At 70.1% G+C, this 19,633-nt stretch carries 16 protein-coding genes and 4 pseudogenes; 9 read left to right on the plus strand and 11 right to left on the minus strand.

Annotated elements, in window-relative coordinates; translation table 11 throughout:
- Window positions 1–104: 104 nt before the first annotated feature.
- The 3 genes from OG734_RS01205 to OG734_RS01215 all read right to left on the minus strand — a co-directional run bounded on the left by OG734_RS01205 (window position 105) and on the right by OG734_RS01215 (window position 4,585).
- Complete coding sequence (locus tag OG734_RS01205; protein ID WP_330285578.1) at window positions 105–398, minus strand: hypothetical protein; 294 nt, start codon at window positions 396–398, stop codon at window positions 105–107.
- 5 nt (window positions 399–403) lie between these two features.
- Window positions 404–1,402, minus strand: coding sequence for an RNA polymerase subunit sigma-70 (locus OG734_RS01210; RefSeq protein WP_330285579.1), 999 nt, complete (start codon window positions 1,400–1,402; stop codon window positions 404–406).
- Between the two features lie 153 nt (window positions 1,403–1,555).
- Window positions 1,556–4,585, minus strand: coding sequence for a glycosyl hydrolase (locus OG734_RS01215; RefSeq protein WP_330285580.1), 3,030 nt, complete (start codon window positions 4,583–4,585; stop codon window positions 1,556–1,558).
- 888 nt (window positions 4,586–5,473) lie between these two features.
- Here OG734_RS01215 and OG734_RS01220 point away from each other — a divergent pair.
- The gene (locus OG734_RS01220) at window positions 5,474–6,250 is read left to right on the plus strand and encodes an alpha/beta fold hydrolase (protein WP_330285581.1); all 777 of its coding nucleotides are present in this window, start codon (window positions 5,474–5,476) and stop codon (window positions 6,248–6,250) included.
- A gap of 58 nt (window positions 6,251–6,308) precedes the next feature.
- Window positions 6,309–6,509 (plus strand): annotated as a pseudogene (locus OG734_RS01225) (hypothetical protein); the annotation flags it as partial.
- A 259-nt stretch (window positions 6,510–6,768) separates the two neighbouring features.
- Here the strand turns inward: OG734_RS01225 and OG734_RS01230 are convergent.
- Window positions 6,769–6,921 (minus strand): annotated as a pseudogene (locus OG734_RS01230) (transposase); the annotation flags it as partial.
- A 282-nt stretch (window positions 6,922–7,203) separates the two neighbouring features.
- The gene (locus OG734_RS01235; protein ID WP_330285582.1) at window positions 7,204–7,500 is read right to left on the minus strand and encodes a WD40/YVTN/BNR-like repeat-containing protein; all 297 of its coding nucleotides are present in this window, start codon (window positions 7,498–7,500) and stop codon (window positions 7,204–7,206) included.
- Window positions 7,501–7,638: 138 nt separating this feature from the next.
- On the opposite strand from OG734_RS01235, the gene OG734_RS01240 reads away from it, so the two are divergent.
- A complete protein-coding gene (locus tag OG734_RS01240; protein WP_330285583.1) occupies window positions 7,639–9,261 on the plus strand; it encodes an alpha/beta fold hydrolase in 1,623 nt (540 codons plus the stop codon).
- Window positions 9,262–9,308: 47 nt separating this feature from the next.
- Window positions 9,309–10,007 (plus strand): alpha/beta hydrolase, encoded by a 699-nt coding sequence (locus OG734_RS01245; protein WP_330285584.1) that lies wholly within the window; start codon window positions 9,309–9,311, stop codon window positions 10,005–10,007.
- Between the two features lie 26 nt (window positions 10,008–10,033).
- On the opposite strand, the gene OG734_RS01250 is transcribed toward OG734_RS01245, so the two are convergent.
- A complete protein-coding gene (locus OG734_RS01250; RefSeq protein ID WP_330285585.1) occupies window positions 10,034–10,171 on the minus strand; it encodes a hypothetical protein in 138 nt (45 codons plus the stop codon).
- 95 nt (window positions 10,172–10,266) lie between these two features.
- On the opposite strand from OG734_RS01250, the pseudogene OG734_RS01255 reads away from it, so the two are divergent.
- Window positions 10,267–10,789 (plus strand): annotated as a pseudogene (locus OG734_RS01255) (IS5 family transposase); the annotation flags it as partial.
- Between the two features lie 9 nt (window positions 10,790–10,798).
- Here OG734_RS01255 and OG734_RS01260 read toward each other — a convergent pair.
- On the minus strand, window positions 10,799–11,779 hold the full coding sequence (locus OG734_RS01260; RefSeq protein WP_330285586.1) for an ArsR/SmtB family transcription factor: 981 nt from the start codon (window positions 11,777–11,779) through the stop codon (window positions 10,799–10,801).
- Window positions 11,780–11,867: 88 nt separating this feature from the next.
- On the opposite strand from OG734_RS01260, the gene OG734_RS01265 reads away from it, so the two are divergent.
- Together OG734_RS01265 and OG734_RS01270 are read left to right on the plus strand one after the other, a co-directional pair.
- Complete coding sequence (locus tag OG734_RS01265) at window positions 11,868–13,184, plus strand: MFS transporter (protein ID WP_330285587.1); 1,317 nt, start codon at window positions 11,868–11,870, stop codon at window positions 13,182–13,184.
- A gap of 177 nt (window positions 13,185–13,361) precedes the next feature.
- Window positions 13,362–13,946, plus strand: coding sequence for a DinB family protein (locus tag OG734_RS01270; RefSeq protein ID WP_330285588.1), 585 nt, complete (start codon window positions 13,362–13,364; stop codon window positions 13,944–13,946).
- 99 nt (window positions 13,947–14,045) lie between these two features.
- On the opposite strand, the pseudogene OG734_RS01275 reads toward OG734_RS01270, so the two are convergent.
- From OG734_RS01275 to OG734_RS01290, 4 genes and pseudogenes are all read right to left on the minus strand, one after another.
- A pseudogene (locus OG734_RS01275) lies at window positions 14,046–14,351 on the minus strand (Tn3 family transposase); the annotation flags it as partial.
- A gap of 119 nt (window positions 14,352–14,470) precedes the next feature.
- Window positions 14,471–14,692, minus strand: coding sequence for a hypothetical protein (locus OG734_RS01280; protein ID WP_330285589.1), 222 nt, complete (start codon window positions 14,690–14,692; stop codon window positions 14,471–14,473).
- A 56-nt stretch (window positions 14,693–14,748) separates the two neighbouring features.
- Complete coding sequence (locus OG734_RS01285) at window positions 14,749–14,880, minus strand: hypothetical protein (protein ID WP_330285590.1); 132 nt, start codon at window positions 14,878–14,880, stop codon at window positions 14,749–14,751.
- Between the two features lie 125 nt (window positions 14,881–15,005).
- On the minus strand, window positions 15,006–17,900 hold the full coding sequence (locus OG734_RS01290; RefSeq protein WP_330285591.1) for a CHAT domain-containing protein: 2,895 nt from the start codon (window positions 17,898–17,900) through the stop codon (window positions 15,006–15,008).
- Between the two features lie 162 nt (window positions 17,901–18,062).
- Between OG734_RS01290 and OG734_RS01295 the strand changes: the two genes are divergently transcribed.
- Entirely contained in the window at window positions 18,063–18,455 is a 393-nt protein-coding gene (locus tag OG734_RS01295) for a hypothetical protein (RefSeq protein ID WP_330285592.1), read from the plus strand.
- Window positions 18,452–19,351, plus strand: a complete 900-nt coding sequence (locus OG734_RS01300; RefSeq protein ID WP_330285593.1) for a hypothetical protein — start codon at window positions 18,452–18,454, stop codon at window positions 19,349–19,351. Before OG734_RS01295 ends, OG734_RS01300 begins: the two co-directional genes overlap by 4 nt.
- Window positions 19,352–19,633: the final 282 nt, after the last annotated feature.

The following is a 19,633-nucleotide window of genomic DNA, read 5'->3' on the forward strand; positions in this document are numbered from 1 at the left end:
CCGAGGAGGACGGCGACTTCGTCGTCCTCGCGAGGTCCCGGATACTTCCTGGCGGGTCTGGTCCGATGCCGGGCCTGCGACGACCCGGGTGTCATTCATGCTGTTCATGTCGTTCCGCCGTCATTCGGTAATTGGCGTACGGAGTGCGGCCTGGCGCGTGACGGTCCTGTGCCGGGTGTGCCGATGCGCACCCTCGCCGTGCGACGGCCGGGGTTCCGCAGGGCGCGGACTCCGGTGCCGCGGAGCCAGAACCCGGCGTCGCGTCCGAGGACCGGCCCGGGCTTGCCGTCGCGCAGCTCAAGCTGCACCCGCCCGCGGGTGACGACGCCGAACGCATCGCACCACTCCGCCGCGACCACCGCGACACGCGCGCCACCGCGCAGCGCGAGCGTGCGCACCGGGACTACTCCGTGCCGTCCGCGGGCAGGCGCTCCGGCAGCCCGAGCCGAGGGAACTGGTCGTCGTGGAACGTGACGATCTCGGCGATCGCCCCACCGGTGACGCGCAGGACGTCGATCGTCAGCGGCAGGTATGCGCTCTCCCGCTTCTGCCAGAGGTAGAAGGCGACGGCGGGCTGCCGGTTCACGGAGGTGAGGACGGCGCGCAGGCCCTTCATGCCTTCGAAGCCGCCCTCGACCCAGCCGTTCACCACCGCGTCGCGGCCGGCGTACAGGCCCGGCGTGGGTGGCATCGAGGAGCGGACGTCGTCCCGCAGCAGCGCGGCGAGCGCCGGGATGTCCGTGGCCACGCTGGCGTCGGTGTAGCGGCGTACCAGCTCGCGCGTCCCGGCGTCCTGTTCGCCGCCGGTCCAGTCCTGCCGTTCGGCGGGCAGGTGCTCCCTCATGCCGGTGCGGGCCCGCTGCAGCGCGCTGTTCACGGAGTTGACGGAGTCTCCGAGGAGTTCCGCGACGTCCTTCGCCGGCCAGCCGAGCACGTCTCGCAGAATCAGCACGGCCCGCGGGCGCGGCGCGAGGTGCTGGACTGCGACCAGGTACGCCAGCTCGATCGTCTCCCGCGCGACCGCTACGGTCTCCGGCTCGTCCGTGTCGCCCGCGGGCAGCTCGTCGAGCAGCCGGTCCGGGTAGGGCTGCAGCCAGAGCACCTCGCCGCCGGTCGCAGGCTCCGGGCGGCATTTGGCGAGCAGGTCCAGGCAGGCGTTGGTGGCGATCCGGTACAGCCAGGCTCGGAACGTGGATCGCCCCTCGAAGGTCTCCCGCCGCCGCCAGGCACGGAGGAACGTCTCCTGCACGGTGTCCTCGGCGTCCTCGAACGACCCGAGCATCCGGTAGCAGTGCACGTGCAGCTCCCGCCGGTGCCGCTCCGCCAGCCCCGAGAACTCCGGCTCGTCGACCTCGCCCAGACCGCTCACGCCCAGCTCCTCCAGCCGCGTTTTCGCACTCATCACGCCATCCTTCCGCCTCGTCGTGTCCCCTCGTAGGTGTGACGGGTGCGGGCGCGAAAACTCATCACTGGGGCCGGTCGGCATGACTGAGCGTTTCTCATCCGCTCTCATCCGCTCTCATCTGCGGCAGGACCGCCCTTGGCCGGGGCAGCGTCAGCCCACCTCCGCCTGGACGTAGGGGACCAGGCGGACGGGGCCCGAGAGTCCGTATGCCTGGCGGGTGGCCGTGCCGAAGACCGATGGCCGGCTGGCCCGGAGGCGGTTGATGAGGGGGGTCGCGACCTCGATCTCGATCGCGTTGGAGCCGCGTCGCAGGTGTCCGCCGAGGTCGACGACGGGGTGGAGGCGGTCGGCGGGGGCCAGCCGGGTGCCGTTGACCGTGACCCTGAACGTGTCGCTGACCGTGCCCAGTTCGAGGTATGCGCCGTGGGCCGAGGTCCAGTCGGCGGGCAGGGTCACCGTGGTGCGGTAGCGGCCGATGCCCGCGGAGTCCGCCAGTTCGGCAATCTGCGACCAGGGCAGAAGGGCGTCGAGGACGAGCGTGCGCCGCACGACGTCGGTGTCGGTCGGCCCGGCGCCGGGGTACCAGTCCTCGACGTCGAGCTGCCATCGGTCGAGGGGCACGGGGTCGGGTACCGGCGGCAGCGTAGTGGTGGCCGTACCGCCCCGGGAGAGCTGGGTGGTGTACGTGCCGCCGTGCGCCGCGCGGACCGCCAGACCGCGGGCGGAGTAGAACACGCGGTCGGCGCTGCTCGCCACGGCATGCTGCCGGTTGCCGTGGCGGTCCCCGAAGAGGCCCGGGCGGCCGAGGGCGACGACCGTGGCCTGACCGGGTTGGAGGGTGACACGCAGGGTGATGCCGTCGGCGTCCTCGGTGTAGCGGCCGACGCGGCTCACCTCTCCCGTCCACGGGTCGAGCAGGTACGGAACGGTCGTGCCACGGCGGGTGGGGCGCAGGGTGATGTCGTGGTCGATGGTCGCCACGGGCGGCTTGACGGTCTCGGCGTGCTTGCCGTTGCAGAGGTAGTACAGGTCGGTGTCGCCGGTGACGCGGTGGGCGTTGAGGAGGGTGGAGGAGGCGGCGTTGCGGGCGTCGGGGGTGACTCCGAGAGCGGCCAGGGCGTCGCCGACGGCTGTCTTGTCGGTGATGTTCTTGACGTGGGGCAGGGCGAGGAGGTTCGCGAGGATCTCGCGCAGCCGCTCCGTCTCGTCCTGGGCGGGTACGCCGGGGGTGAGTACCTGCTCGAACGCGCCGAGCAGGACCATGGGCAGTCCTGATCGGGCGAGTCCGATCAGCCTGCGGGCGTCCGCGAGGGCGAGGGACGGGGTGGAGCCGTAGAAGAAGTCGCCCTCGACGAACAGGGCCTTGTAAGCCGGTCCGTTCGGAGCCAGGCGGCCGCCCGAGACGCGGGCGCTGGGCAGGTCGAGTAGGGGTCCGCTCAGGAACTGGTGGGTCCAGCCGAGCGGGATGCCGGTCGCGGTGAACCAGGAGGCGCCGATGCCGGTGGCGGTGTAGCCGGTCTGCCGGAAGACGGCGACGTCGGCGCGGGGGCTGCCGGTCTGCAGGACCTGGTGCACGCGGCCGAGGTAGCCGGCGATGTCCTCGGCGTGCCGCCAGGTGGGCTGCCGGGGGCCCCACGACTCGCCGTAGCCGGGTGCTCCGTTGTACGGGCTGAAGGCGGCGAAGCCCGGCCAGCTCACGCCGGGGGCGGTCGCGTACGAGAAGCCGTGCACCACCGTCTGGTTGACACCGGCCGCGTACGCGCCGCCCATGGTGCGCAAGAACCGGTCCCAGGTCGTGCTGTACGCCGAGCCGTTGTAGGCGCCCGACTCGCAGGACAGGACGGTGTGCCCGGCCATGTCCCGCCCGCCGGCCAGGCAGCGATAGTCGTCCAGGTTCTTGAAGCCGAGCGACTCCCCCTCCGCGATGTCGAGGATCGCGGCGGAGGCGATGGCGTCCGTCTGCAGGCCGTACGGCTGCGACCGCAGCTCCATACCGAGGCAGTGGGCCCAGTCGCGCAGGGTGGTGACGTGGTGGGTGTTGAAGAGCTCGGAGACGGTCTCCCAGAAGTCGTGCCGGATCTGCCGGGTGGCCTGGGCCTCGAATGCGTAGACCTGGTTGCTGTTGTCGAGGACGACGGCCGCCAGGCAGGGCAGGAGGGAACGGCCCGTCTTCTTCTCGAAGGCTGCGGGCAGTGCCGATGTCCATACCAGCGCGTCGGTCTCCAGCTCGATGGAGTCCTCGAAGAAGGCGCCGCCCGCGGCCTTGAGGAGCCTGCGCACCGTGCCGGTCAGAACGGCGCGCTCCCAGAAACCCGTGACGGCGGCGGTACCGGCCGGGCTGAAGTGGTCGACGACGTAGGCGGCCGGGGCGGAGTGCGGGCCCGACTCGGGCTGCTGGGCGGTGCCGCGCTGCCAGTAGGAGATCAGCACCCAGTCGCCGTCGGCGGGCGCGGTCCAGCTGAGGGCGCCGTCGCGGATGCTGTCGGTCAGGTCCTGGACGCTGTCGAGGTCCAGCCCGGTCTCCTTTCGGGTGGCGTAGGCCGCGTTGACGCGGGCGGCCTGGACGGCGAGCAGGCTGCGCCGGGTGATGCCGTCGGCGACCTCGCGTACGGGCTCGGGCACCGGTCCCTGGTAGGTGGCCCCGGCGGCCACGGCGGTGCGGCCGTAGGCGAGTTCCTGCGCGGCCGCCTCGTCGTCGGGGGTGAGGCCGGGGACGGCGGCGGGCCAGCTGGGGCCGAGGGTGAGGTCGACGGTGAGGCCACGGCGGGCCGCCTGTCGCAGCGCGGCCTCGACGCCTTCGCGCCAGGGCGTGCTGCCCCAGCTGTGATGTGCCGTGTCCAGGACGGCCTTGTCCTTGATGCTGTGGTGGACCGCGGCGATCTCGGCGCCGCCGAAGCCGGCGTCGGCGATCTGGTCGATCTCACGGGCGATCTCTGTCCGGTCGACGAGGCCGTCCGGCCACCACCAGCGGAACTTGGGGCGCACCGAGCGAGGCGGCACGGCGAACCAGTCACCGTCCAGGCGCGGGCCGCCGGTCGGGTACAGGCGGCCGGCCGGCGGGGCGGCATGTGCGTTCGTCGCGCCGGCCGTGGTGAGCGCCGTGGCGGCGCCCGCAGCCAGGGAAACGGCCAGTACCGCGCGGCGGGAGATCCCGCCGCGCTGCGTAGTGGGCTCGTGCATGTTTCGCCCCAAGGTGTGGGTCAGGGAACGGACAAGGGATCACACAGAAATTGAAACGATTCATTCCGCACTAAACGCCGGAACGGTATGCCTGGAGTCTGGGGAGGGTCAAGATCCGCGCACCAACTCCCTTCCGAGCGGAGCCACTTCACTGGGCTCGAATCCGTCCCATGGAAGGTGGCGGTCGTTGTCGCAATGAGTGGCCCGTCGTCGTACCGACGGAGCTGACCATGCGTAGCCCTTGCTGTTCTGCCGGCCATTGCCGCCGTCAGCGCCTCGTTGGGGGCACCGGCCCCCGTCGCCTCGGCCGCGTCAACTGTTTCGACGAGGGGCCCGGCGGGTTCACCCAGGCCGAGCCTGGCCGGTACAGCTACGAGGACGAGCTGACGTACGCCGAGTATTACGACAGCCGGAGCGTATGGCGGGATGTCGCTTGTTGCCCACTGTCCTGGGCCGACCTCAGCTGCGAACACCGGCGGATGAGTTTGGGGTTGCTCTGCCCAGCCAGGGACTCCCGAAGGGCCGGATCTGCCGCCACGAGCACGGCCTTGAGCTGGTTGATGGCCATGGAGCGGGACTTCACCGCGGAGTGGACCTCGGCTCGACCCGCAACGCAGAGCCGCACCCACATGCAAGGGCGGTTCGGGTTCCACCCGCTGGTGTGCTTCCTGGGCCAACACCGGCGAGGCGTTTGCGTGGACGCAAGCGGCTGGACTACCGGGGGCCCTCACGGGATCGTCTGGAAGTTCCCGGGCCGGGGTGGCCTGACCGGCAAGATTCATCTGGCCTGCGACGCCTTGGGTCGCTCGCTCGCGCTGCTACGCCGTTGGAGCGAAGCCTCAATCAGGCAGGATTCCGGGCTCGGCCCGGAGGGGAAGGCCCAGCGTTGTGACAGGTCATGTAGCAGGACACGTAATTCCGTACGAGGTACAGGGCAGCGGTCCGGAGCGGGTCCTCGCACTCCACCACTGGCTCAGCGACAGGTCGAGTTTCGGCCATATGCGGCGGTACCTGGACGAGAGCGCGTTCAGTTACGCGTTCGTGGACTGCCGTGGGTACGGCGAGGCGATGGACACACCCGGCACGTACACGATGGAGGAGGTCGCAGCGGACGCCCTCGCCGTGGCCGACGACCTCGGCTGGAACACCTTCTCGGTCATCGGTCACTCCATGGGCGGCAAGGCGGCCCAGCTGATGTTGCTGGACGCCCCCTCGCGGGTCCGCTCGATCGTCGGCATCTCGCCGGTACCCGCGTCCGGATTCCCGCTCGAAGGGGAGATGTGGGAGCTGTTCGTCGGAGCCGTGGAGGATGTCGGCAACCGCAGGACGATCTTTGATGTCACCACCGGCAGTCGGCACGACGATGCATGGTTGGATGCCAGGGTGAGCGGCTCGGGACACTCCTCGTCGGCTGCCCTGCGCTCGTACCTCGAATCCTGGACTCGTGGCTCCGACATCCACGAGCGGCTTGAGGGAAATCCGACCCCGGTGCTTGTCGTGGCTGGTGCGAACGACCCGGCGATGGGCCCCGACACCATGCGGTCCACCTGGCTGCAGTGGTATCCGAACGCCGAGCTCCAGGTCTTCAACGACGCCGGCCACTTCGCCCCGGATGAGAGCCCAGAGGCCCTGGCGACAGTGGTCGAAAGATTCCTAGGCCGCTAGCCTCCGTGCGTGGCGGCGTCCGGATTCTGGGCGGAAACGCGAAAGTGCCTCCAGCTGGGAGATCGGCTTCGACGTTGATCTGCGGGAGCTGCAGGGCCAGGAGCGACTCGATGTGTCCTGCGGCTTCCTGCGGGCGATCGGGCGGCGGCTGGCCAAGCCGGTGCTGATGGATCCGGAGGGTGACTGCGGGCATCCGGTGCTCGGGTTCGATGTGGAAGCCGATCGGGTCGTTCTCTTGGCTGAACCGCCGGTCAGTTGACCACGGACGCCGGCTGCGGTTCGTAGAAGGTGCCGTCCCGGCCTCACCTGCGGCACCAGCTGCCAAGGCATCCACATTACGAAGAGCCTCCCAAGTCCCAGAGGAACCGGTGGTCATGCCCCTAATCAGCGGTCTGCCAGTGCCTCCGGGCATCGGTGACACCGCCCCCCAGATCATGATCAACAGGGGGGAGCAGTCATGCCGGGCCCGGAGGCCGGGAACCCCATTGCGGGGCCGAGGAAGACGGCAATGGGGGGAAGCGCAGCCGGGTCTGCACGATGCGGTGCAGGGCGGCGTTGGCCTGGCGCTCGCCGCCGCGGTTGAGCCGACGGTACTGCCGACTGCCCGAGGACCGCTCGACAGGGCTCACCCCGCACAGCGCGGCGAAGAACGCCTCACCGCCCAGACGCTCTCAGAGGGCGAACCGCGGACCCCCACATGGGCGTCGACCGGAATCTCTCGCCGACGTCCGGAATAGCGCCCACACTGGCGGGTCCGTCATCGACCGAAGCGCGGCGACCTACGGGAGCGCCGACAGGTCGATGTGGAACATCCCGCGACCGTGAGTCACACAGACCAGTGTCTCGTCCATCCAGAACAGGTCGTCGACCGAGCAGTTGGCAGGGCCCTCGTTCGTCGGCGACCAGCTCGCGCCGGCGTCCTCGCTGGCGAACAGCCCGACCTCGGTGCCGCATTAGAGCAGCTTCGTCCGCCGCGGGTGTACCGCCAGGGCGCGGATCGGGGCGTGTGGCAGAGCGGTGGCGAGGTTGGTCCAGTGCTCGCCGCCGTCCGTGGTCACCCACAGGTTGCCCTGTTCGTATCCGCCGAACGCGACGTAGGCGGTGTCCGGGTCGGTCGGGTGCACGGTGATGCAGGTGCAGAAGCGCCGTGGGGTCAGCGGATTCGGGCCGGTCGCTCCGACGCGTTCCCAGGTGGGCGTAGTTGCGGTGCCGTTGGCGGTGCGGAAGACCATGCCGTCCTCGTGGCCCACCCACACCGCGTTACGCGCCGAGCCCCTGTCGCCCTCGGCATCCCAACCGTCCCATCCCCGAACGGACAACGACCGGGGTGGGACGCCGGCGGTGACACTCCCGACAGACGATGGCAACGGCGTGAGTGAATAGGGGGCATGCTCTTCGACTTCACGCACGACCACGACGGTGAACGGCTCAGCGGTGTGTACGGCGGTGATCCTTCCGGGGTCACCGCCGTGGTGCTGCATGGCGCGGGCACCAGCAGCACGGAGCGACTGCTTCCGCTGGTGCGGGAGTTCGTGGCCCACGGCTGTCGAGGGGTCGCCTTCGACTTCTCCGGGCATGGCGAAAGCACCGGAAAGCTCAGTGAGTTAAGCCTGCGGCGACGGTTCGAGCAGGCCGTCGCGGTGATCGACGCGTACGCGGAGGCGGACGGGCCGCTGGTCCTGGTGGGGTTCAGCATGAGCGGGCAGACGGTGGCGGATCTCGTCGCACACTACGGGGATCGGGTGACGGCTCTGGGGCTGTGCGCGCCCGCTGTGTACACCGCCAAGGCGTGGGACGTGCTCTTCGAGGACGGGAACGGCCGGTTCAGCGGGATCATCCGGCAGCCGGACAGCTGGCGAGAGGCCACCGCGCTTCAGGTGCTGCGGGCGTACGAGGGCCGGGCAGTGCTCGCAGTGCCGGGCACCGACGCGGTGATCCCGCCCGCGGTGACCGAGGCCGTACAGGATGCGCTGACCGCGTGCGCCCAGTACACGCGGTTCGACCTTCCGGACGCGCAGCACCAGCTGGGAATGTGGTTCCGCGATCACGGCGACGACCGGCGGGAGTTCGTGGAGGCGGTACTGACCGGCCTCGACGACCGTGGCTGGACGGGCACACGCTCGTGGGTGGCCAAGCAACTCGGCCACGGCCGCTCGGTCACCGATTTGCGCCTCCTGTCCGGCGGCTGGAGCTCCCAGATGCGCCGGCTCACGCTCGACGACGGCACGGACCTGGTCCAACGGACCTTCGTGAAGCCGTTCTTCCGCCACCACGGGCCCGGGCTGCTGGCCCGCGAGGCGTCCGTCCTGACGCTGCTCGCCGGGCAGGAGGGCATCCCTGCGCCCGGTTTCGTCGCTGTGGACGCCACGGCCGAACACTGCGACCACCCGACCCTGTTGATGTCCGCGTTGCCGGGCGGCGTCCGCCTGGACCAGGAAGATCTCGACCGGCGCCTGGACCTGCTCGCGGCCCAGCTCGTCCGCGTCCACGGCGTCGTACCGGCCGAAAGACCGCGCGCGTGGCAGGCGTGGACGTCCCCGGAGCGCGTCCGCACCCCGGACGGTCCTCTGTGGGAGCGGGCCGTGGACATGATCCGCCGCGACCCGCCGCCGTACGAGGGCTGCTTTCTGCACCGCGATTTCCACCCCGGGAACGTGCTCTTCACGGGAGCCGGGCCGGGGCTGCGGATCAGCGGCGTCGTCGACTGGGTCGAGACCTCGTGGGGACCTGCCGACCTGGACGTGGCGCACTGCTCGACCGCGCTCGCGCTGCTGCACGGACCGGAGCACGGGCTGGACTTCCGCGAGCGGTACGAGGCACACGGCGGCCGAGACCTCGCCGACGACCCCGACCACCTGTACTGGCGGCTGCTCGACGCCCTGCACTACTGCCCCGACGCGGTGAAGCTGGCCGGCCCGTGGCGTGACCTGGGGCGGGACGATCTGACGTCCGAGGTGCTGGGAGAACGGCTGGAGGCGTACGTGGCCGGACTGCTGCAGCGGTACGGCTGACCGGCCCTGGAGCACTTGTCCGACACCGCCCCGAGGAGACGTGCGCATTGCCCGCCGTGGTGCTCGTTCATGGTCTGTATCACCGTCCCGAACACTTCGCCCTGGTGGCAGAACGCTTGCGGACCGCAGGAACCGAGGTCGTCGTTCCCAAGCTCCACCGCGGCTCGTTGCCCGCTGACACAGCCGCAGTCCAGGCTGGCATCGACTCGCTGCCGGAGCCTCCGATTGTGCTCGGGCACTCCTACGGAGGGTCAGTGATCACCGGGGTGCGTGGAGCGGGACACCTGGTCTATCTGGCGGCCTTCGTGCCGGATGTCGACGAGAGCGCGGCCGGTCTGGGGGGCGCGTCCCCTCAGCTGAAGGATGCGATCACACCTGAGCCCGACGGATCGACCAGCCTGCACCCCGACCGGGCTGCCGACACCCTCTACGGCGACTGTCCGGAATCTCTCGCCGCCTGGGCAGTTGGCCTGCTGCGTGCACAAGCCTCCGGCTGCGGGCGAGGCATCCCAGAGCGGCAGAGCTGGAAGCATGCTCCCTCCACCTACGTCGTCTGCGCGCAGGACCGGGCCATCGACCCGGGCATGCAGCGGAAGATGGCCTCACGTTGCACCGACGTGCGCGAGTGGCAGACGGGCCACTCCCCGTTCGTAGGACAGCCGGATCTCATCATTGAACTTCTACAGGAACTGCTCGCCGCCAATACCCCGCGCCAGCCGGATGAAGGAGTCACAACCGGTCGTTGATGTCACAGGTACAGGCAACCGCGATATCAGGCGCTGGACTTGGCCGCGATCCTAGTAAGCAGCTTGTAGTGCACGGCAGGCCACTCGTCCGCAGGCACGCTGTAGTACAGCGAGTCACGACGCGTGCCGTCCTGGCGCATCATATGGCTGCGCGACGTTCCCAAATCTTGATCGTTTCAGGAGACGTTCGCCGCTCTTGCTCTGGTTCCTTCACCAGCTCACGATCATCCTGTTTGCGCCGGGACCAGTACCGCGGGCCGAGCTGGCCCTGTCCCGCGCCTCCGTAGACGGCTCCCACCTGCGGGCCCTGAAGGGCGGAGACGCCACCGGGCCCTCGCCAGTGGACCGGGGCAAGACGGGCAGCCAAGCACCACGTCATTGTCGACGTCCACGGCATACCCCTGGCCGCCACCGTGACCGGCGGCAACCGCAACGACGTCGCCCAGCTCCTGCCCCTGATCCACGCCGTACCGCCCATCCGCGGCAAGCGCGGACGACCCCGTCAGCGCCCCGACGTCCTCTACGCCGACCGCGGTTACGACCACGACGTCTACCGCCGCCAGGTCCGTGAGCTGGGCATCCGCCCGCTCATCGCCCGGCACGGCACCGAGCACGGAAGCGGCCTGGGCAAGAACCGCTGGGTCGTCGAAGCGGCCTTCGCACTTCTGCGCTGGTTCCGCCGACTGCGTATCCGCTGGGAAATCCGCGCCGACATCCACCAGGGCTTCCTCACCCTCGGCTGCGCAATCATCTGCTGGCGGCGCCTCAAAAAACAGTGCTGATCTGAGCCCTCAGCCCGAACCGCCGACCAGTGCCTCGCCGAGCGGGGTGCGCCGGTAGAGCACCGACCGTCCGGACCGGGCGCGGACGAGCAGCCCCGCGCCTCGCAGGATGGCGAGGTGGTCGCCTACCGCGCCGGGTGCCATGGCGAGGCTTCGGGCGAGGTGGCTGGTACTGGCCGGGGCGTCCAGCGCCAACAGCAGCCGGGCTCGGGACCGGCCGACCAGAGCGGTCAGCGCGTCCGGTTGGAGGACGGTCTCCTGTTCGCCCCACAGGGCGGCGGTGCCGCGGGCAGGATAGACCAAGGTCCTGGGCCAGGGGTCTTCCAGCTGGGCGGCGATATTCCCGACGAAGACCGAAGGGATCAGCAGTAGCCCGTCGCCGGCGAGGCGGACTGTTTCGCCTCGGGGGAAGAAGCCGAGCTCGATACCGCCGGCGCGCCAGGCGATGCTCGGGTGCAGGCTCTCGATGGTCGTGGCCCATCCGTGTTCGCCGATCACACCCACCCGGTGCACGACATCGCGCTCACAGATCGCGCGCAGTTGCGGCCAGTCCGTGGCGAGCAGCTCGTGCCACGCCTGGTCCATCGCCTCGGCGACCCTGGAGACGGCGTCCGTCGAGTCCAGCACTGCGCGTACGCGGGGATCACCGGCGGACGGGCCGGTCGCGTTGGTGGCGAATTCGTGGCGGGCCGCTTCCAGCGGTGTGGCCCGGATCATGGCCAGGTCGTCTGCCCAGGTCTGGTTGAGGCCGCGCGGGGGCGGGGCGACGAAGTTCGGTCCGGATTGCGGGGTGTGCAGGGCGAGGGCGGCGTTCAGTTCGGTCTCGCGGCGAAGCCGTTCAAAGGCCGGCATGAGCCGGGTGGCCCAGGCTCGCGGCAGCGGCCGGTTTTGGCCGGCGAGCGAGCGCAGCAGTAGGCAGAGGTCCAGCGCGGGCGACAGTGCGAAGCGGCTGCGCAGCAGGTCCTCGACGGAGACTTCGACGCGGCGCACCCTGCCATGCTACCGCGGGACGTCCGTTCCGATTCGTCCAGCGACGAATCATTGGGGGCAGCGTGGGCGCACGGCGAGGCTGGGCGTCATGACCCCAACCGCCGAGCCCGCGCAGGGCAACCACCGTGCCACCTACCGGGAGGTGCTGGCCGAGCCGCGATTCCGGCTGCTCTTCTCAACACGCGCCGTCTCGATCACTGCGGACGCGCTGCGGATCACCACGTTCTCGGTGCTGGTCTTCGCGGCCACCGGCTCCGCGCTGCTGAGCGCAGTGGCCTTCGGCATCGGCTTCATCCCGCAGTTGTTCGGCTCGCTGCTGCTGGGCTCACTGGCCGACCGACTGCCGCCCCGCGCGCTCATCACCGGCGGCTACGCCTTGACGGGCGCCACCGCCCTGCTGCTCACCCTGGTGCGGATGCCGGTCGCGGCAAGCCTCGGTGTCGTGGCGCTGGTCTCCCTCGCCACACCGGTGTTTCACGGCGCGTCGAGTCGGCTGGTCGCGCAGTCGCTGGAGGGCGACGCCTATGTACTGGGCCGGTCACTGAACAACATCGCTGGCGCCGGCGCGCAATTGTTCGGCCTGGCGCTGGGAGGTACGGCCGTCGCGGCACTTGGCCCGCGCCGGGCGCTCGCGGTCAGCGCCGTCCTTTACCTCGGCTGCGCGGTTGCTATCCGCATCCGGCTACCCCGGCTGCAGCCGGGAGAGTTCGGCGGCACACCCGGCAGCGCTGGGGGCGATAGCGGGGCCGTCCGTGCAAGCCTGCATGGTGCTGGCCTGCTGCTGCGCGGACGCACAGTGCGACGACTGATGCTGGCCCAGTGGCTACCCGTCGCGTTCGTAGCGGGCGCGGAAGGCCTCATCGTCGCCTACGCGGGAGAACGCCACTTCGCGCCCGGCTGGTACGCGATGCTGATGGGCTGTCTGCCGGTTGGCATGCTTGTCGGTGACCTGCTGGTGGGTCGACTGCTACGGCCACGCGCCCGGGAGCGCCTGGTAGTCCCGTTGATTGCGCTGGCGGGGCTGCCGCTGATCGGCTTTGCTGCCGAGCCCGGAGTGGGCGTCTCGTCCTGTCTGCTGCTGCTCAGCGGCCTCGGATACGCCTACGGTCTCGGCCTGCAACGCCCGTTCCTGGACGCCCTGCCGCAGGATGGCCAAGGCCAGGCCTTCGGCTTGCTCGGCTCCGGCAGCATGACGCTACAGGGCGTCGGGCCGGTCTGCTTGGGCGCGGTGGCCGCAGGCATTGGAACAGGCGGCGCAATCGCCCTGGCAGGCGGCGCGGTGGCGCTTACCGCCGGCTGGATTCTCACCTGGCACCCGCCCACATCCCCGGCTCCCGTCCCGAACTACTCAACGGGAGCAGAGAACGGCACCGAACAGCATGCGTGTAGTTCTCCTGCGCAGTAACCGTCGCCGGTCGAGTCGGCCGCGTGCCGTCACGCACCCCACCCCCACGTCTCTCTGACAGACAGTCATTCCCGGTAGCTCATTGCGTAAGGAGTCCTGAGCCTCGGCTCTGCCAGCCGTTGCGGACCACGTACGGGATCTTGAGACCACGAACAGCCCATGGAAGGTTCATGCCGCATGATCGATAAATTCGCGAAGGACAACCTGTACGGGAGACTGCGGCGGGACCGCGAGGCGCTGCTCTGGAAACTCGACGGCTTGTCCGAGTACGACGCCCGCAGACCTTTGACCGCGACCGGGACCAACCTCCTCGGCCTGGTCAAACACGTGGCCATCGTCGAGGCGAGGTACTTCGGCGAGGTCTTCGACCGCCCTTCCCCGGAACCGCTGTCCCGGTGGCAGGACTCCGACGGCAGCGATCATTGGGTGACCGAGGACGAGACCCGCGCTCAGGTCATTGGGTTCTACCGGCGCACGTGGGAACACTCGGACGCGTCGATCAACGAGCTTCCCCTCGACGCCCCCGGCCACGTGCCGTGGTGGCCGGAGCCTTATCCCAACACGAACCTGTTCGCTGTCATGGTCCATGTCCTCGGCGAGTCCATCCGGCATGCCGGGCACGCCGATATCCTGCGCGAGGGCCTCGACGGCCGGACCGGGGTGCGCGCCGAACACGAGAAGCAGATCGACGAGGAAGCCCGTGCCGCCTACCGCGCGAAGATCGAGCAGGCCGCCAGGTCGGCCGCACCAATCAAGGCTTAGTCGGACATACCAGGCAGCCTGGCATCAGCTCCCCTACCGGCACTTGCGATTTCCGAGCACCTGGCCACCCGATATGCCCGCGTCACCCGATGTGAGCGTTCAGTCCACGCCTTCGTCGTCCTCGTCCAGCTCGAGCGCGTCCGTGTCGCTCAGCGGGCGCAGGGCGACGGCGGCCGGGGTCGAGGCGGTGAAGCTGCAGCGGCCAAGCAGGTTCAGGTTGCGGTGCTTGAGCGGGGAGAGCCGGGTGATGTCCTCCTCGCGGATCTCGTGGCCCTCGGCCTGGAGCTGGGCGACGGCGGCGTCGACGTAACGGGGCGTCCAGAGCACGATGGCGTTGAGGACCAGGCCGAGCGAGCCGAGCTGGTCCTCCATGCCGTCCCGGTACGCCTGGTGGATGGTGCCGCGGGTCTACGGCAGCATCACGGTCCCACGTCTGCTCGGCCTCCGCCTTGATGTGCCGTGGGATGCGATGTCGCCGTCGTACCACGTCTTGCCGCTGGGCAAGCCCTCCACCACCGCGTCGGTCAGAGTGCCTTCCTGCGGGTCCATGCTGACCAGCTTGTTCCGCTGACCGCGTGCAGCAGGGGCTCCTGGCCGTCGCCGCGGTACTGCGCCCCCATGGCGGTGTACCCGTTCACGTAGACGGGGACGTTCTCGATCAAGCGGACGTCGCCGTCGATCGGGTCAAAACGATAGAACCTGGTGTTCGTCCTGCCCACCGCGAGGTACACCTTCCGGTTTGCCATGCCTGTCTGCCCTTCCTTTCCAGGAGTTGGTGAATGCGGTGCGTTCTCAGCGCCGTTCACATCGAGGTGCTCGCCGTCGTTCTGGTAAAGACGTCCGGGTAGCTGCCGGCGCCGAAGAGGTTGCGCAGTTGGATGGTGTCCTCACCGTGCCGACCTTGGTCCTGGCGGCCGAGACCGCCGTCGCCCATGCCGAGGAACCCCTCTACATGGGACCGCTCTTCTGACTGGTGGCGCCTGTACCGGAGCCCATGGAAACCTGGCCCTGACCGTCCCGGGGGCGGCCGGCAGTGAAGCTGCGGGTACGGATACCCCTTCAGTGACCGACGTGGACATACCCGGCCCACAGTGAGGGGCTGGCCGGATACCGGTCACGCAGGGCGCGTACGGCCCGGTGCAGGGCCTGGGCCGACAGTTCGGTGCGGGGGCTGCCGCCGTGGGTGAGGTCGGCGTAGGTCGCGCGGGTGATCTCCACCGAGGTGGTGTCGTTGACCGGCCAGAGGGTGCCGATGACGCGTCGGTATCCGGCGAGTTGGAAGGCCCCGGTGATGTGCAGTGCCTCGTCGGCGTTGTCCGGGTGCGTGTTGGAGGTGCTGCAGGCGGACAGGTAGGCGAGGTCCGCGTAGGGCAGTTCCATGGCGGAAAGCTGTTCCACGGTCAGCGGTCGGATGAGGTGGTCGTGGAGCAGCAGCATGCCGGCGGCGGGGTTCTCCCAGAAGGTGAGGCCGTGGCAGGAGAAATGGGCGACGGGGTAGGCGGGCAGCGCGCGGACGACGTTCTCGTACGTGGCCTGCGCGCCGGACAGGACCAGGGCGTTCGGCAGTAGTTCCGTGAGGGCCCCGGCCTCTGCCGCCGCGCCCGGCAGCGAGGGGGCGTTCTCGGCGTCGGGCACCGCCACGACCAGCGTGTGCAGGGTCGTACCGGCCGCCGGGGGACTGAACCGGCCGGCCAGGGCGCGCACGGTGGTTGTGTAGGAGGAGACGGCCCGGTCCATCACCGTCGCCTTCCCGCCGCTGTCGTGATGGCCGGCGGCATGGAGCGGGAAGTACGCCATCAGGCCGACGGGGCACCACCAGATGCGGGGCGGGGGCTGCGTATCGGAGGACGGGGCGGTGAGGCTCAGCGCGTCGAGCACGGGTGCGGTGACGCGGTCCCACAGCCAGCGCAGGATCTCGTCCAGGTCCCGCTGGGCGTCCCGACGGGTGAGCAGCGACGGGTCGTTCGGGGCGGCGAAGACGGCACGAGTCAGGCGCAGGAGGCGAGCGATGACGTCGGCCTGGGTCAGGCCGGTCAACGGGACCGGCAGGACGGGCTGTTCGGCGTCCGCCCGCAGGATGAGTGCGTCGCAGCGGCGCTCGCTGATGTTCACGATCACTACGGGGCCCTGATCGGCGTGGCGGCGCAGCGCCTGGACGGAGGGCGCCCGCAGGAAGCCTGCCATGCCGTCGAGGCTCCGGATCCGGCTCATCAGGTCGTCCCAGTTCCTGTCGTTCCCGTCGTTCCCGTCGCGGACACGGGCGTTGAGGGCGGTGCGCAGCCGCAGGAACTCGGCATGGAGCTGGGGTGACCGGTGCCGCAGCAGCCTGAGGTCACGGGCCTCCAGCGTCCGGCCGTGCAGGATTCCGCGCGACAACTCCAGAATTTCCAGGGCCCGTTCCGGTCTGCCGAGCTCCAGTGCGGCGGCAGCGGCACCGTCCGGCAGTCCCTCGATCTGTCTGAGTCCGATGACGTTGCCCATGTAGGACAGCCAGTCCGGGGTGAGCTGCGGCAGCAGGGCAACTGCGGCTTCGTAGGCGGCGAGTGCGGCGTGCGGGTCGCCGAGGGCGGCCTCCATGGCGCCCAGGTGCTGGAAGATCTTGATCCGTACGTTGGGCGGTCCGGCGGCGGACGCGGCCTCGGCGAAGACATGCCGTGCCTGGCGCCGCCACGCGGCGGTGTCGCCGTCGCCGTGCCTGGCCAGGTCGCGCAGGGTGACGCCCAGATGCCACAGGCGATCGCCACGTTCCCGGTGGTCGGGCGGTGTGGCAGCCGCCACGTGCTGGAACAGCCCCAGCGCTTCATGCAGTGCTACGGCGTCCGTGCCGCGCGCGTCCACGCTGGAGCGGTACAACAGGATCGTTGCCAGGGCGAATTGTGCCTCTGTGCGCCATGGGCCGGGGTCGGGGGCGGCGGCCACGGCCGTGCGGGCGGTCAGTTCCGCGTCCCTGAGCGCGAGTTGGTCGTCGGTCATGGTGTGCAGGGAAGCCAGCGACTGAGTGAGGTCGATGAGAGTGTCGGCGTGCTCGTCGGTGGCCGACGGTGTCTCGATCGTCGCCCGCATCAGGTCGATGGCCCGGCGCATCAGGTCGGGGTCCCTGCGGTCCTGGGCGAGCAGCCTGACGGCGGACGCGAGACGTGTCCGACGCCTGTTGAACTCGGGATCGCGCCGCGGTGTGGCCGCAAGGCACTGTTCGCTCAGGTCGACCGCCTCGACCAGCAGTCGCGTGTCCGTCGTCGCGTCGTGCAGTGCCCTCAGAGCGCGTACGAGATCGAATTGTGCCCCGGCACGGTCGGAGGTGCTGCCGGCCTCGGACAGTGCCTCGCGCGCGAGGCCGACGGCTTCCTGGAGCGGTTCGACGTGTGCGGTGGCGCCCGCGAGATGCCGCAGCGAGGTGATCAGGGCCGTCCGGAACATGGGGCGGAGCCCGTCGCTGGGCGGGACGGTGGCGTAGCCCTCGCGTGCCACCTGGACGGCCTCGACGGGTGCGTCCCGGTCCCCGCTCCGCTCGAAGTGCTCACCGAGCTGGACCACCAGATAGAACTGATTCACTTGGCGCATGCTGTTGCCGTGCGGCGTCGCCGCCACGGCCTCGCGGAAGGCGAGCACCGACTCGGCCACGGGCTCGGGGGAATCGGTGCCCTGTGCGACCGTGAACAGCCGCTGCCCCAGGCTGTTGAAGACCCGGCCGCGGTCGTAGTGGCCCGGCGGCACCAGCGGAACGCAGCGATGCAGCAGGGCGATCGAGGCCGCGAGGTCCGCTTCCCGCGCAGTGCCGGTTCTGCGGCCGGCGCGGTCGGCGAGCAGTTCCGCGGCAGTGAGCAGCACTTCGAGATCGTACGGATCTTCGGCCGCCAGTTCGTGCAGCCCGGCCAGCACGTCGGACGGGTCGGTGCCCCGCCTCTCGTGCACTTCGGCCATGACGAGCAGTCTGCGGCGCTTCCACTTACTCATTGCTTCCTTGCTTCCTTCTGGTCCCCCGCGGCGTCCCGGCATCACACTGGCGCCACACCGCCGACCACCGTAGCGGGATGCGCCGGATCCTGGGGCCCCGTAGAGTCACCAACTCCGGGATCATGCAACTGACATGGCGATCGCGAAGGCAGGGAGCGCTCGGTGGACGAACTCGCGGAACGGCTCAGTCGCGTGTGCACACTCATGGGTGCGGGCGAGCTGGAGGAGGCGGCGCGTGAGGCGGGCGCGGCGGAACTCATCGGGGCTGTTCTTGCGGCGCTGCGCGGAGACGAACCTGTGGCACGCTCCGTGCTGGAGCGTTGGCTGGACACCCTGGACGACCGGATGGCCGCGGCCGGCTTCGGCATCGTGACCAGGGCGGCGAAGGGCTTGCCGACTCTGCCGGGGAACAGCGCCGGCCGTCCGGTGGTGCACCGGTGGACCTGTCCCGCCGCCCACCCCTGTGAGCGGTTGTCGAGCGCGGAGTTGTACCCGGAGGCCCCCGTGTGCGCGATGACTGGCCGTCCCTTCGTCTATGGCCGAGCCCGGCTGTGACCACCTTTCTGTCCGCCCTCGCCGGCAAGGCCGCCGAGAAATGGCTCGCCCTGCTCGTCCTGCCCGGGGTGGTCTACCTCATCGGTGTGGCCGCCGCCGTCGTATTGGGACACGCCCACGCCCTGGACCTGGCTGAACTCCAGCCCGCCATCGACCGGTTGGCCGCCCATCCAGGAGCCTCCAACGCCGGTGCGATCCTCCTCGTGGCTGCCGGTGTGCTGGCGGCGGCCACGCTGGCCGGACTGTGCGCCAGAGCGTCTGCCGTCGTCGTGGAGCGCCTGTGGACCAGTCGGGGCGACCGGTGGCCCGCGCGCCTTCTCGTACGGCGCCGCGTCCACCGCTGGCGGCGGGCCGACGCGGCGTGCGAGGCGGCCGGGACCCGCGCCGAACTCGCCAGGGCCATCGAACGGCGCGAGGCCATCGCCCTCGTCCGCCCCCGGCGGCCCACCTGGATCGGCGACCGCCTACACGCGGCCGACCAGCGGGTGTATGACGCCTACGGCCTGGAGCTTGGCGCCGCCTGGCCCCGGCTCTGGCTGACGGTGCCCGATGCGGTCCGGGCCGAACTCCTCTCCGCTCGCGAGGCCTACAGCGCCGCTTTCGAGCTCGCCGGATGGGCCGCGCTGTACCTGCTGCTTGGCGCCTGGTGGTGGCCGGCGCTGCCCGCCGCCGCGGTCGTCGCGGCCACGGCATGGATCCGGAGCCGTTCGGCGACGGCGGTGTTCGCCGATCTCGTCGAGGCCACCGTCGACCTGCACGCCATCACCCTGGCCCAGGAACTCGGCCTGACTGGCGAACGGCCCGCCCTCACCAGGGAGGTCGGCGACGCCATCACCACCACCCTGCGCAAGGATCCGCCGCCCGATCCACACCGTGATCCGCCGGGCGCCGTCTGATCGCGGCGCCCTGCCTCCCGACAGGTCGGCTACACCGGCCGGTGGACGAAGCGCGGGCGTCGTCGACGGCCCGGTGTTCGGAGTCGGTGATGATGCCGAGCCGCCGCACGTGCGCGTACTCGTCTTCGTCCTTCCACCGCCACCGGCTCAGGTCAGGGTCGACGACCAGGTCCACGGTCAGGTCGAAGGTGTCGAACCCATTGGCCGTCCGGACCGCCGGGTGTCGGTCTCTTGCCACCGGTCGTCCGCGAGCTCCCACTCCCCCGCCGCCAACGCCTCGAA

It is taken from the genome of Streptomyces sp. NBC_00576, assembly GCF_036345175.1.
Classification (GTDB): domain Bacteria; phylum Actinomycetota; class Actinomycetes; order Streptomycetales; family Streptomycetaceae; genus Streptomyces.

Excerpts from the sequence above, each read along its gene's own strand:
- OG734_RS01210 (WP_330285579.1), bottom strand. The coding sequence starts at position 1,402 with ATGAGTGCGAAAACGCGGCTGGAGGAGCTGGGCGTGAGCGGTCTGGGC.
- OG734_RS01215 (WP_330285580.1), bottom strand. The coding sequence starts at position 4,585 with ATGCACGAGCCCACTACGCAGCGCGGCGGGATCTCCCGCCGCGCGGTA.
- OG734_RS01240 (WP_330285583.1), top strand. The coding sequence starts at position 7,639 with ATGCTCTTCGACTTCACGCACGACCACGACGGTGAACGGCTCAGCGGT.
- OG734_RS01265 (WP_330285587.1), top strand. The coding sequence starts at position 11,868 with ATGACCCCAACCGCCGAGCCCGCGCAGGGCAACCACCGTGCCACCTAC.
- OG734_RS01270 (WP_330285588.1), top strand. The coding sequence starts at position 13,362 with ATGATCGATAAATTCGCGAAGGACAACCTGTACGGGAGACTGCGGCGG.
- OG734_RS01280 (WP_330285589.1), bottom strand. The coding sequence starts at position 14,692 with ATGGCAAACCGGAAGGTGTACCTCGCGGTGGGCAGGACGAACACCAGG.
- OG734_RS01285 (WP_330285590.1), bottom strand. The coding sequence starts at position 14,880 with ATGGGCGACGGCGGTCTCGGCCGCCAGGACCAAGGTCGGCACGGTGAG.
- OG734_RS01290 (WP_330285591.1), bottom strand. The coding sequence starts at position 17,900 with ATGAGTAAGTGGAAGCGCCGCAGACTGCTCGTCATGGCCGAAGTGCAC.